Raw genomic sequence first — 13,516 nt, 5'->3', positions numbered from 1 at the left:
TAATGAACAAAAATGTAACAGAATTAAATAAAAAGATTGGCTACAGCTTCAATAATGTCGCGTTATTAGAGCAAGCGATGACGCATCGTAGCCATAAAGGTCAACACAATGAACGCTTAGAGTTTTTAGGTGACTCGATTTTGAGTTTTGTGATTGCCAATGAATTATATAAACGTTTCCCTAAAAGCCGCGAAGGTGATTTAAGCCGGATGCGCTCAACGTTAGTACGCGGTCAGACGCTTGCTGAGTTTGGTGTCGAGTTTAATTTAGGAGACTATTTGCGTTTAGGGCCAGGCGAGCTTAAAAGTGGCGGATATCGCCGCGAATCGACTTTGGCTGATGCGGTAGAGGCAATTATTGGAGCTGTCTTTTTAGATTCAGATATAGACACCTGCAGTAATTTGATCTTGAATTGGTACCAAGCCCGTTTAGATGATATCTCTCCAGGTCTTAATCAAAAAGATCCTAAAACGTTATTACAAGAGTATTTACAGGCGCGTAAGTTACCTTTGCCAAACTATACTGTTATTGATACCAAAGGACAGGCGCACAATCAGACTTTTACCGTCGAATGTGTCGTAGAGGGCATGAACAATATTGTTTCTGTCGGAAGTTCACGCCGTAAAGCCGAACAGAAAGCGGCTGAAAAAGCATTAAAGATTATTAAAAATGAATCCTGAAACACATTGCGGCATGATTGCCATTGTCGGTCGTCCGAACGTAGGCAAATCCACCTTATTAAATGAAATCATTGAACAAAAAGTAAGTATTACTTCACGTAAACCTCAGACAACACGTCATCGTATTATGGGGATTCATACTGAAGGTAATTATCAAGCTGTGTATGTTGATACTCCAGGTCTTCATATTGATGAAAAACGCGCGATTAACCGTTTAATGAATCGTGCAGCTACAAGCTCGATCAGTGATGTTGAAATGATAGTGTTTTTAGTCGAAGGCACACATTGGACACCTGATGATGAAATGGTACTTAACAAAGTCAAACAGACTGGAAAGCCGGTTTTATTAGTCATCAATAAGATTGATCAGGTAAAAGATAAAGAAATTTTACTGCCGCATTTACAGTGGTTAGGCGAACAAGGTGATTTTGTTGATATTTTGCCTGTTTCGGCCACCAAAGGTAAAAATGTCGATCTGATTAAAAAATATGTCCGTGAATGTTTACCACCGTGTGAATTTTATTTCCCTGAAGATTATGTCACCGACCGTTCTACCCGCTTTTTAGCGGCGGAAATTATCCGTGAAAAGCTGATGCGTTTTATGGGAGATGAGCTGCCATACTCAGTCACCGTTGAAATTGAACAATTTAAATGGCAAGAAAACGGGGTATGGCACATTAACGGGCTGATATTAGTTGAGCGCGAGACACAAAAGCGCATGGTCATTGGTAACAAAGGTGAAAAACTAAAAGTGATTGGCCGTGAAGCACGAAAAGATATGGAGCTAATGCTCGATAATAAAGTGTTTTTAGAGCTGTGGGTGAAAGTTAAATCTGGCTGGGCTGACGATGACCGCGCATTACGCAGTCTAGGATATGGCGACGATTAATGTGAATCACACTTTCTACCATGCGTATTTGATGCATCGCCGCCCTTATAGCGATTCTCAAGTGATGCTAGATATGCTGGTAGAAAATGTTGGACAAATTCGGCTATTGGCTCGCCTCAAAGGCAAGCAATCGATTAAACACAGTGCTCAACTACAACCCTTTCAAGCGCTGTTAATTAGTTTTTCAGGTCAGGGTGATTTGAAGTATCTCAATCAATTTGAGTTAGCGACGCAGCCAACCGCACTCAAAGGTAAAGCGCTTTATTGTGGGTTTTACCTCAATGAGCTCTCCAATCGTATTATTCCAATTAATGAACCGATAGATCTCGTTTTTGAGCTCTATCAGCAGCATTTAAGATTGCTCTGCCAATCAGATCATTATGAGCCAACTCTTCGTTCTTACGAATATCAATTACTTGAACTGCTAGGATATGGGGTTGATTTTAATTATGATGCACAAGGTGAACCAATTGACTGTGATGCACTGTATTTGTATGTGGATGAGCAAGGCTGGTGTAAGCAAACAACCTCTCATAGTGGGTTCCGTGGTGAGCAGTTAATGGCGTTTAGTCAGTTGGACTTTACAGAGCCGCAGACACGATTATTAGCAAAACAATTTGCTCGTTATTTATTAAAGCCACTCTTAGGCGAGCGTGAATTAAAAAGCCGAGAGTTATTTTTACCAAGGTGATCAAATGAAAGATATTTTATTGGGTGTGAACGTCGACCACATTGCGACATTACGTCAAGCACGCGGCACGACATTTCCAGATCCTGCTCATGCAGCAAGCGTTGCGGAACACGCTGGAGCGGATGGAATTACCATTCACTTAAGAGAAGATCGCCGCCATATCCAAGATCGTGACGTGCATGTCATGAGCAAGACGATTCAAACACGAATGAATCTTGAAATTGCCGTGACTGAAGAAATGATTAACTTAGCGCTGGAAGTCAAACCTGCATATGTGTGTTTAGTGCCTGAAAAACGTGAAGAGTTAACCACCGAAGGCGGATTAGATGTCGCGGGTAATCAAGCTAAAATCGCTGATGCTGTGAGCCGCTTGGCTGGAGCAGGCATTAAAGTGTCGTTGTTTGTTGATGCTGATCCGATCCAGTTAAAAGCTTGTGCTGCTGTACATGCGCCATATATTGAAATCCATACTGGTGCGTATGCCGATGCACAGACCGATGAGCTGCAACTTGAAGAGCTTGAGCGGATTAAAGCTGGGGTAAAATTAGCCGTCGAACTTGGCTTGATTGTCAATGCTGGGCATGGCTTGAATTACCACAACGTGAAACCAATAGCGGCCATTGAAGAGCTTTACGAGCTAAACATCGGCCATGCGATTGTTGCCCGAGCGGCAATTGATGGTTTAGACAAAGCCGTTAGAGATATGAAGCGCCTAATGATTGAAGCACGTTTGTAGCAACAGCTTTGCTTAATAATACAGTGTTCATAAAAAAGGTTTCTGTTGAAACCTTTTTTATGAACACTGTATTTAAGTGAAATACTTAAATTTATAACGGACTTATTTCTTCTTTTTGCGCATCGGCGAGTAAATTCACCAGTTCATCTTCTAGTTCAAATAACTCAGGTTCTATATAACTCAGATCTTGACCTTCTTTGAGGGCAGTTTCGATCGTTTCAGCTAAATGCTTCAGTTTTGGTACGCCAGTGTAGCAGCATGCTCCATGGAATTTATGAACAACATTGAGCACCTGTTGTTGATCCATTTTTTCATTTGCACAGCGTAGCTCATTGAGCGTTTCAGGCACACTTAAGAGCAACATATTAAGCATCTCATGAGCTAAATCTATTTTGCCGCCAGCACGCTGCAGAGCAAGCGCCCAATCGATGCGTTTACTCGAAAATGGGGGTTTAGATTCTGATGTTTGTTTTGGCTCTGTCCTGCTTTTGTTATTTGGCGTGGAATCTGGGCTATATTCATGGATTGTTTGACGCAGCATTTCTTCATCTAAGGGCTTGGTAAGATAATTTTTAAACCCAACTTTTAGTAATTGCTCTTTTTCGCCAGCGAGCGCATGGGCTGTCACAGCGATAATAGGAGTCGATTCATTAATACTACTTTCAATAATTAACTTGCATGCCGTTACTCCATCCATGATGGGCATTTGAATATCTAGGAAAATTAAGTCGTATTTATGGGTTTTGGCGAGACTCAGTGCTTGTGCGCCATTATGAGCAGTATCAATAAATTCGATTTGTTCTTCGAGTAATGTGCACATTAGCTTTAAGTTTGCATCATTATCATCGACAACTAAGGCTTTAATTGGCAGTACTTTTTGTGTTTGCTCTGGAATATGAATACTAGGATGATCAAGCCGGTAAGGGGCAGCGAGGCTCTCGCATAGTTTACGATGATTTAACGGTTTACTTAAACATGCATCGGCACCCGTGCCAATAAATGCTTCTCGCATATTATGTGAAACGGTATTAACCATTAGATATAAATAATCACAATGTGGTCTGACACGAGTAACCAATGATTTGATTTCATTCATGTTATCTAAGGATGCAGCATGACCGAGTATTGCGATGTCGAAACTAAAATCGCTGTCTAATGCTTGCTCTAAGTCGGCTAAACTTAAGCAGGACGTGACGGCCATGTTCCACTGTTCAAGCAGAGCTGCGGTGGCTTCATGGGTATGGCGATGGGTTTCAAAATAGAGAATTCGTTTTTGTTCTAGGGAGTGATAGGGCAGGTTATCGCTATATGTTCGTTTAGGTAAGCTTAAAATTGCATTAAAGGTAAAACAGCTGCCTTTTCCTACAGCAGAGTTGAGCGATATTTTTCCCCCCATCGCTTCGACTAAGTGCTTGGTAATAATTAATCCAAGCCCTGTTCCACCAAATTTGCGAGTGATACTGGAATCTGCTTGTCCAAAAGCTGAAAATAAGGCGTCTTGCTTATCTGCACTGATCCCGATACCGCTATCATTAATAGCTACAAATACAGAGACTTGGTTGACGGCAAGCTGACGGCAATCAATATCGATTAATACATGCCCTGACTCGGTAAATTTAATCGCGTTACTGATTAGGTTAATCATGACTTGTTTGAAACGGGTCGGATCACCGACTAAGTTATCGGGCACTTGCTCGGCGATATTAATCGACAATTCTAAATTTTTATCATGGGCTGAAGGAGCCAATAATGTGAGGACTTCATTTATAGTGTCACGAAGTTGGAAATGGATATTTTCAAGATCCATCGCACCCGCTTCTAGTTTTGAAAAGTCGAGGATGTCGCTAATAATGGCCAACAAACTATTTGCCGAAAGCTCTATCGTATCTAGGTAATCTTTTTGGTGTTTGTTTAAAGGTGTTTTGTAGAGCTGACGAGTGAAGCCCACGACACCGTTTAATGGCGTTCGTAGTTCATGACTCATTTTAGCTAGGAAGTCTGATTTGACCCGGTTTGCATCTTGCGCTTCTTTTTTAGCGATGTTGAGTTGGATGTTTTGCGTTTCGTATTGCTCAAGTGTTTCGCGGTAATCACTAATTGCTTGATCAATGTGTTTTTGCATTTCATCTTTTTGCAGCACCATATTATGAGCGATGCTGTTGAGGCCGCGGCGAAGTAACTCAAACTCACCCTTCATTGGCTCGTGTAAAGAGGTATCTTGTTCACCTTCTTTTAATTTGTCGATAGCGAAGACTAACTTACCAATTGGGTTTAAGAAGATGCGGCTAAATCGAATCGCCAAATAAAAGCTAATAAATAACGCTAAAATAATAATCGCTAGGCTGACTAACAGCGCTTTTTGTTGGCCTATCACAGCAAAATCTTTATTCATTTGAATGATTAAGTAACCTTTCAGTGCTGCTGAGTCATTAAACTGAAACGGATCATTATCACGGGCAGTGTCAAAGATTGGGAGAGTAAAAATAATGTAGTCGTCGGTAATTTTTTGACTGAGTGTCTGGTGAGTTGTTTGTTCAATACTAGGGATCAGTAAATCGAATTGTTTATGATAGTTACTGGTTACAATGAGTTCTTTGTGGTGATTGAAAACCGCAATGCTTTTAATCAGGGGGGTATGTTTATTATGGCTTTGGCTTACTAAGCGACTCAGTTGCGGTTTATTTTGTGTGAATAAGGGATACTCTGTAGCGATGGCGAGAGGCTCGATGATGTTGGTGCCTTGCTCAATCAATAAATCATTCAGATCCAAATAACGATTTAGTGTAAAATAGCCACTTAGCAGTAACCCGATGATCAAGGTTGGTACTAATGTTAATACTAAAATCCAATCTCTTAACCCTAATTTGGTCATAAAACGTGTTTGGTTACATTTAATTAATAATTTGAAGAGTAAAGCTAAATACATGCTTTATCAATAAGAAAGGCTCGATATTTATGGCGCAGTTTTTTAAACCACAAAAAGCGACCCAAACACAGGCGCAGCGTCGATTAACAATTAGTTCCCTTGATCATGAAGGTGTAGGGGTAACCCGCGATAAAAACAAAGTCTGTTTTGTGGAAGGTGCATTAACTGGCGAAACCGTACTGGCTAAACCCCTTCAGTCTAAAGCAAAATTTGAACGTTTAGTGACTAGCAAAGTACTGACCCCAAGCCCATATCGTGAAGCACCATTTTGCGATCATTATGGTGTGTGTGGTGGCTGTCAGCTGCAGCATTTACAGCTGAGTCAGCAATTGATTGAAAAACAACATGCGGTGAGTCAACTTTTTGCAAAGTTTGCCAAAATTGAGCAATTAAATTGGCAGGAGCCTCTATCATCACAGCCATTGCATTATCGCCGCAGTGCACGGGTAGCGGTTTTTTATGACAAACACACTCGCACGTTTAACATAGGGTTTCGACGCAAAGGATCTAAAAAAGTTGTAGATATTAAGACTTGCCCCATTTTAGATGAGCGCTTCTCATCAATCTTTACTGAATTTCGTGCTTTGCTTCCTACTTTGAAACAAGGGTCTGCAATTACGCATCTGCAACTGTGTGCAGCTAATCATGCCTATTTAGTGGTTCGTCATATCAAAGCCCTTCCAGAAAAAGATATTGATGCGTTGAAAGCGCTTTGCCAGCAACATGATTGGTCACTGATGTTGCAAGCTGAATCAGGACAATATTTGCTTGGTGAATTAACACAGCCGGCTTATCACTTGTCTGAGCTGGATTTAACCTTAGAGTTTAACTTGGATAACTTTGTTCAGGTTAATGATGTCGTGAATCAAAAAATGTTATCCCAAGCAATCAATTGGTTAGCACTAGAAAAACACGAAAAAGTACTGGACTTATTTTGTGGGATCGGTAACTTCAGTTTAGCAATGGCGCGCCATGCACAATCGGTTGTTGGGATTGAAGGGGTGCACTCTTCTGTGACAATGGCTGAACATAACGCCGAATTAAATCAAATTAGCAATGCGCAATTTATTTGCCAAGATTTAAGCCTAGATATGCGAAGTAACGAGTGGTTTAAGCAACCGTTTGATGTGTTGGTGCTTGATCCGTCTCGAGGTGGAGCTTTTGACATTTTACAGCAGCTCAAACTTAAACGCTTTAAGCGCATTTTATATGTTTCGTGTGATCCTGTTACGTTGGCACGTGATAGTCAGTTGATTAGTGCTGCAGGGTTTGAGCAGCAGAAAATCGCCTTAATGAATATGTTTCCCCATACTGGGCATATTGAAACGATGGCACTGTATGTAAAGAGGTAAACTAAATGGTTTCAATTAGAAAGTCCCATCTAAACGATATTCATAGCAATGAACAAGCGTGGTTGGCACATTTACATTTAGAATCAGAAAAAAGTCAGCTTTTGCAGCAAGCCATGGTTTTTTGTAATGCTTTTGAAGAGGAAGCTTTACACATAACCGCCCGTGAAATGGTTGAAATTTTAGCTGAGCTTAACCTTGATGATGAGAGTCTTGCGACTGCATATTTGACGCCATTTTACCTTGCTAACCAAGTCGAGCTTGATGTGGTTGAAAAGAAGATAGCCAAACCGATTGCTATCTTGCTCAATGGTGTTTCACAAATGGCTACAATCAGTATGTTGGCTTATCAAGATAAAGAGTCCGTGCAAATCGACAATATTCGTCGAATGTTACTTGCTATGGTCGAAGATGTCCGTGCCGTAGTGATTAAACTTGCGCAGCAGGTATGCCATTTACGTTCAGTTAAAAATGCATCTGAAGAAGAGCGGGTGATCACAGCCAAAGAAACCGCCAACATTTTTGCTCCTTTAGCCAATCGTTTAGGAATTGGACAACTCAAGTGGGAGCTTGAAGACTTATCATTTCGTTATTTGCATCCTGATACCTACAAAAAAATCGCAAAATTGTTAGAAGATAAGCGCCTTGACCGTGAATCTTATATGACCAATATGGTTGAATTAGTGAATGCTAAATTGGCAGAGGCTGGCATTGCGGCGCAAGTGTATGGTCGTCCTAAGCATATCTTTAGTATTTACAAAAAGATGTATAAAAAGAATTATGAATTCGACCAACTTTTTGATATCCGAGCAATGCGCATTGTGGTCGATCGTATTCAAGATTGTTACGCAGCATTAGGTATTGTTCATACAAATTGGCGTCATCTCAATAAAGAGTTTGATGATTACATCGCCACACCAAAATCAAATGGTTACCAATCTATTCATACCGTAGTGGTGGGCCCTGAAGGAAAAACGGTTGAAATCCAAATTCGTACCGACGCTATGCACCAAGATGCAGAGCTTGGTGTGGCTGCTCACTGGCTTTACAAAGAAGGGGCGCTTCCAGGAAAAGACTCCGGCTACGAGCAAAAAATTAATTGGTTACGTAAAATCTTGCAATGGCAAGAGGAAGTCACAGACGGAACCGAGATTGCTGATGAGTTAAAAACACAGGTCGTAGAAGATCGTGTTTATGTCTTCACTCCGCAAGGGGATATTATCGATTTACCGTTAGGCTCGACCCCATTAGATTTTGCATATTATATCCACTCTAATGTGGGCCATCGTTGTATCGGTGCAAAAGTATTTGGCAAAATTGTCCCGTTTACACATCAGTTAAGTACCGGCGATCAAGTTGAAATACTGACACAAAAACAGCCAAACCCTAGTCGAGATTGGCTCAACCCTTCATTAGGTTACGTCAAGTCATCGCGGGCACGTGCGAAGATCCATCATTGGTTTAAATTGCAAGACCGAGATAAAAATCTCGCAGCCGGCAAAGATATTATTGATTCACAATTGGGTAAACTCGGCCTTAGTAATAAAGATCTTGATGATGCAGTTACGCGATATAACCTCAATCACATTGATGATTTGTTAGTTGCGATTGGGGCTGGTGACATTCGGCTCAATCAATTACTTAACTTTTTGCAAAGTGGTCAAAACAGCGAAGATGAAGAGCCTAAATTTCGTCGACATAGCCGTCCACAAAACAAAAAGGGCGACCCAAATGGCGTCGTTGTGGATGGCGTGGGTAGCTTAATGAGTCACATGGCTAAATGTTGCCAGCCTGTCCCGGGTGAGCTGATTACAGGATATATAACTCAAGGGCGTGGTATTGCGGTGCATCGCGCTGATTGTGAGCAGTATGAAAATTTAAAACGCAGACATCCGGAGCGAGTGATTGCGGTGAGCTGGGCGAAAGAAATAGCCAATGTATTCACCTTGACGGTTCATATCGAAGCAAATGATCGTCCAGGGCTTATTCGTGATATCAGTAATGTACTTGCCAATGAACGCATCAATGTGCAAAACATGAATGTAAGAACAGTGGATGATCAGCAGTTAGCGATTTTTGAAATGAAACTCGAAGTGGCCGACATTTCAAGTATGAATCGAGTACTTGGAAAGGTTGCGCAAATTGAAGGCGTTTATGAAGCCCAGAGGTCTCACTAATTGAACTTAAATACCCTTGAACATCCAGCATTGAGCGAACTGCTCAGTATAATGAAGCAATTACGGGATCCTGAAACAGGCTGCCCATGGGATCTTGAGCAGGACTTTGCCAGTATTGTGCCTCACACCTTAGAAGAAGCCTACGAAGTGGCAGAAGCGATTGAACAAGGTGATTGGCAAAATTTAAAAAGTGAATTAGGTGATTTGCTCTTTCAGGTGGTGTTTTATGCGCAATTGGCTAAAGAAGCTGACTGGTTTGATTTCGAGCAGGTGATGCACACGCTTAACGAAAAGCTTGTGCGCCGACACCCGCATGTGTTTGCTGAGAGTAAAGCGGGTACACACGCAGAGCTTAAGGTGCAATGGCAAGCAATCAAAGAGCAAGAACGCGCATCTCAAGGTAAACAACCTGAGACGTTATTTTCGGCCATCCCAATCGCACTGCCAGCGCTCACTCGAGCTGATAAAATTCAAAAGAAAGTCTCAACCTTGGGCTTTGATTGGCCTGAAGTTTCAGGTGCGCTTGAAAAAGTGAAAGAAGAAGTGCTCGAAGTTGAAGACGAGTTGGCTGCCGATCCTTTTTCAGATAAAACAGCAGAAGAAATTGGCGACTTATTGTTTGCGGTCGTCAATGTTGCCCGGCATTGCAAGCGCGATCCTGAGCAATTACTTCGCCAAGCCAATCTTAAATTTAGTCAGCGATTTGAAAAAGTTGAACACTATTTGCTCGAACAAGGGCTTGCAATTGAACAAGCAAGCCTTGAGCAAATGGATAGTGCATGGGAGCAAGTGAAACGTCAGGAAGTAACAAAAACTTAACTTTTTATCGTTTGTAGCGTCTAAAAAAACAACCATCTCAAATAAAATAGTTTTGCTGAATTGACTATTTTATTTGAGTGTATGGCTAGTTTTGCGTATAATTCTCTCCCGTCTTGTTTCTTATATATTCCTTTTTAATTCCTGACATCTTAGGGTTCGCATGAGTACAAAATTTATCTTCGTAACGGGTGGTGTTGTATCCTCCTTGGGTAAAGGTATTGCCGCAGCTTCATTAGCCGCTATCTTAGAGGCACGTGGTTTAAAAGTAACCATGCTGAAGCTGGATCCATATATAAATGTCGACCCAGGCACGATGAGCCCAATCCAACACGGTGAAGTATTCGTCACAGAAGACGGTGCAGAAACAGATCTGGATTTAGGTCACTATGAGCGTTTTATTCGCACCAAAATGACCAAGAAAAACAACTTTACACAAGGTCGTGTATTTGAAGACGTGCTTCGTCGCGAGCGTCGCGGTGAGTTTTTAGGCGCGACGATTCAGGTTATTCCTCATATCACAAATGACATCAAGCGTCGTGTGTTAGAAGGAGCTGAAGGTTGTGATGTTGCTATCGTTGAAATCGGTGGCACAGTAGGTGATATTGAATCACAACCATTCCTTGAAGCGATTCGTCAATTAGGCACAGAATTAGGTCGCGAAGCTGCTCTTTACATGCACTTGACGTTAGTGCCGCACTTAGGTGCAGCGGGCGAGCTAAAAACTAAGCCAACTCAACATTCAGTGAAAGAGCTACGTTCAATTGGTATTCAGCCTGATATTCTTATTTGTCGTTCAGATCGTGCTATCCCAGCCAACGAGCGCGCAAAGATTGCGTTATTTACTAACGTAGAAGAAAAAGCGGTTATTTCATTAAAAGATGTGGGCAGTATTTACCAAATCCCAGCTATTTTAAAAACTCAAGGTTTGGATGATCTAGTTTGTCGTCGTTTCTACTTGGATTGCCCTGAAGCCGATTTGGCTGAGTGGGAACAAGTATTGTATCAAGAGTCTAACCCAACAGGTGAAGTGACCATTGGTATGGTCGGTAAATACATCGAGCTGCCTGACGCTTATAAATCTGTCAATGAAGCACTTAAGCATGCTGGGCTAAAAAACCGTGTTACGGTGAATATTCAATATGTTGATTCTCAAGATGTTGAAAGCAAGGGAGTTGAAATCCTTGCTGGTTTAGACGCAATTTTAGTACCTGGTGGTTTCGGTCACCGTGGTGTAGAAGGTAAAATTGCTGCAGCTAAATACGCACGTGAAAACAAAGTACCATATTTAGGTATCTGTTTAGGTATGCAAGTTGCGTTAATTGAGTACGCACGAAATGTTGCTGGCCTTGAAGGTGCAAACTCAACTGAATTTGATGCAGCCAGTCCTCATCCTGTTGTTGGTTTAATTACAGAATGGTTAGATGCTGAAGGAAATGTTGAGCAACGTGATGAAGAGTCTGATTTAGGTGGCACGATGCGTTTAGGCTCTCAGTTATGTCATTTAACTGAAGGATCAAAAGTTCATCAAGTATATGGCTCTGCAGAAATTATGGAGCGTCATCGTCATCGTTATGAAGTTAACAATAACTATGTTGAGCGTTTAGAACAAGCAGGCTTAGCATTTACTGGTTTATCGGAAGATAAAAAGTTAGTTGAAATTATAGAAAATAAAGATCACCCTTGGTTTATCGCGGCTCAGTTCCATCCTGAGTTCACGTCGACACCACGTGATGGTCACCCTCTGTTTGAAGGGTTTGTTGCTGCCGCTCGTGAGTTTCAAAAAGCGTCATCATAATCAAATTTAAAATAGGCCGTGATTGTTCACGGCCTATTTGTTTTTAGCAACCATAGTATGGGAAAGAGGAAAAAAGATGTCAGAAATAGTTAAAGTGATTGGTCGTGAAATTATGGATTCACGTGGTAACCCTACAGTTGAAGCGGATGTTCATCTAGCTTCAGGTGCTTGGGGTCGTGCGTGCGCGCCATCAGGGGCATCTACCGGTACTCGTGAAGCACTGGAATTACGTGACGGTGATAAATCACGTTATTTAGGCAAAGGCGTTTTAACCGCTGTAAACTTTGTCAACACAGATATTGCAAATGGGATCATAGGTCAAAATGCGCTTGAGCAAGCACACATTGACGGTATCATGATTGAATTAGATGGCACTGAAAATAAAGAAAAATTTGGTGCAAATGCAATTTTAGCAGTATCGCTTGCAGTCGCTAAAGCCGCAGCCCAAGAAAAAGGTGTTGAGTTATACGAGCACATTGCTGACTTAAATGGCACACCAGGTGTTTATTCTATGCCACTACCAATGATGAACATCATCAACGGCGGTGAGCATGCAGATAACAACGTTGATATTCAAGAGTTCATGATTCAACCAGTTGGTGCAGAAAACTTCCGTGAAGCATTACGTATGGGTGCAGAAATATTCCATAGCCTAGCCAAAGTGCTTAAAGCGGATGGTCTTTCAACTGCAGTAGGCGATGAAGGTGGTTTTGCACCAGATCTAGCCTCAAACGAAGCAGCCCTTTCAGCAATTAAACAAGCTGTTGCCAATGCGGGTTATGAATTAGGTAAAGACATTACCTTAGCGCTTGATTGTGCTGCATCTGAGTTTTATAACAAAGAAGCAAACATTTATGACCTTAAAGGTGAAGGAAAGCAGTTCACATCTGAAGAGTTCAACCATTTCTTAAAAGGTTTAACTGAGCAATACCCAATTGTTTCAATTGAAGATGGCTTAGATGAATCTGATTGGGATGGCTTTGCACACCAAACTAAACTGATGGGCGACAAAGTTCAATTAGTAGGTGATGATTTATTTGTGACCAATACTAAGATTTTAAAACGCGGTATTGATAACGGCATTGCTAACTCTATTTTAATTAAATTTAACCAAATTGGTTCACTAACAGAAACGTTAGCGGCAATCAAAATGGCGAAAGATGCTGGCTTTACCGTGGTGATTTCTCATCGCTCTGGTGAAACTGAAGATGCAACCATTGCTGATTTAGCAGTTGGTACTGCTGCCGGTCAAATTAAAACGGGTTCATTGAGCCGTTCTGATCGCGTTGCTAAGTATAATCAATTACTTCGTATTGAAGAAAAGTTAGGTGCGGCGGCGAAATATAACGGCCGTAGCGAAATCAAAGGTCAGTAATTATTTACTGACTTAAAAAACCGCCTACGGGCGGTTTTTTTGTGCCAGAACGGCATTTTAGTAACTAGAAAATATAAAT

At 41.4% G+C, this 13,516-nt stretch carries 10 protein-coding genes; 9 read left to right on the top strand and 1 reads right to left on the bottom strand.

Annotated features, from left to right (window positions below):
- The first annotated feature begins 2 nt into the window (after nt 1-2).
- The 4 genes from rnc to pdxJ are packed head-to-tail and all read left to right on the top strand — an operon-like array spanning nt 3 to nt 2,996.
- Nucleotides 3-680, top strand: a complete 678-nt coding sequence (gene rnc / locus PULV_RS10090; protein WP_086743929.1) for a ribonuclease III — start codon at nt 3-5, stop codon at nt 678-680.
- Nucleotides 670-1,569 (top strand): GTPase Era, encoded by a 900-nt coding sequence (era, locus tag PULV_RS10085; RefSeq protein ID WP_086743928.1) that lies wholly within the window; start codon nt 670-672, stop codon nt 1,567-1,569. Before rnc ends, era begins: the two co-directional genes overlap by 11 nt.
- Nucleotide 1,570: 1 nt before the next feature.
- Complete coding sequence (gene recO / locus PULV_RS10080; RefSeq protein WP_193331637.1) at nt 1,571-2,260, top strand: DNA repair protein RecO; 690 nt, start codon at nt 1,571-1,573, stop codon at nt 2,258-2,260.
- Between the two features lie 4 nt (nt 2,261-2,264).
- Nucleotides 2,265-2,996 (top strand): pyridoxine 5'-phosphate synthase, encoded by a 732-nt coding sequence (gene pdxJ / locus PULV_RS10075; protein ID WP_086743927.1) that lies wholly within the window; start codon nt 2,265-2,267, stop codon nt 2,994-2,996.
- 91 nt (nt 2,997-3,087) lie between these two features.
- On the opposite strand, the gene barA is transcribed toward pdxJ, so the two are convergent.
- Nucleotides 3,088-5,868, bottom strand: coding sequence for a two-component sensor histidine kinase BarA (barA, locus tag PULV_RS10070; RefSeq protein ID WP_193331608.1), 2,781 nt, complete (start codon nt 5,866-5,868; stop codon nt 3,088-3,090).
- Between the two features lie 83 nt (nt 5,869-5,951).
- On the opposite strand from barA, the gene rlmD reads away from it, so the two are divergent.
- From rlmD to eno, 5 genes are all read left to right on the top strand, one after another.
- On the top strand, nt 5,952-7,274 hold the full coding sequence (rlmD, locus tag PULV_RS10065; RefSeq protein WP_086743926.1) for a 23S rRNA (uracil(1939)-C(5))-methyltransferase RlmD: 1,323 nt from the start codon (nt 5,952-5,954) through the stop codon (nt 7,272-7,274).
- A 5-nt stretch (nt 7,275-7,279) separates the two neighbouring features.
- Nucleotides 7,280-9,448 (top strand): GTP diphosphokinase, encoded by a 2,169-nt coding sequence (relA, locus tag PULV_RS10060; RefSeq protein ID WP_193331607.1) that lies wholly within the window; start codon nt 7,280-7,282, stop codon nt 9,446-9,448.
- Nucleotides 9,449-10,267 (top strand): nucleoside triphosphate pyrophosphohydrolase, encoded by an 819-nt coding sequence (gene mazG / locus PULV_RS10055; protein WP_227009383.1) that lies wholly within the window; start codon nt 9,449-9,451, stop codon nt 10,265-10,267.
- 160 nt (nt 10,268-10,427) lie between these two features.
- Nucleotides 10,428-12,062, top strand: a complete 1,635-nt coding sequence (locus PULV_RS10050; RefSeq protein WP_086743924.1) for a CTP synthase — start codon at nt 10,428-10,430, stop codon at nt 12,060-12,062.
- A 76-nt stretch (nt 12,063-12,138) separates the two neighbouring features.
- Entirely contained in the window at nt 12,139-13,437 is a 1,299-nt protein-coding gene (gene eno, locus PULV_RS10045) for a phosphopyruvate hydratase (protein WP_086743923.1), read from the top strand.
- Nucleotides 13,438-13,516 lie beyond the last annotated feature (79 nt).

This window comes from Pseudoalteromonas ulvae UL12 (assembly GCF_014925405.1).
GTDB lineage: Bacteria > Pseudomonadota > Gammaproteobacteria > Enterobacterales > Alteromonadaceae > Pseudoalteromonas > Pseudoalteromonas ulvae.
The sequence above is the reverse complement of the archived record's forward strand: the minus strand, read 5'-3'. Positions and strand labels throughout refer to the sequence as shown.

Coding starts and splice junctions, on each gene's coding strand:
- rnc (WP_086743929.1), top strand. CDS start 3: ATGAACAAAAATGTAACAGAATTAAATAAAAAGATTGGCTACAGCTTC.
- era (WP_086743928.1), top strand. CDS start 670: ATGAATCCTGAAACACATTGCGGCATGATTGCCATTGTCGGTCGTCCG.
- pdxJ (WP_086743927.1), top strand. CDS start 2,265: ATGAAAGATATTTTATTGGGTGTGAACGTCGACCACATTGCGACATTA.
- barA (WP_193331608.1), bottom strand. CDS start 5,868: ATGACCAAATTAGGGTTAAGAGATTGGATTTTAGTATTAACATTAGTA.
- rlmD (WP_086743926.1), top strand. CDS start 5,952: ATGGCGCAGTTTTTTAAACCACAAAAAGCGACCCAAACACAGGCGCAG.
- relA (WP_193331607.1), top strand. CDS start 7,280: ATGGTTTCAATTAGAAAGTCCCATCTAAACGATATTCATAGCAATGAA.
- PULV_RS10050 (WP_086743924.1), top strand. CDS start 10,428: ATGAGTACAAAATTTATCTTCGTAACGGGTGGTGTTGTATCCTCCTTG.
- eno (WP_086743923.1), top strand. CDS start 12,139: ATGTCAGAAATAGTTAAAGTGATTGGTCGTGAAATTATGGATTCACGT.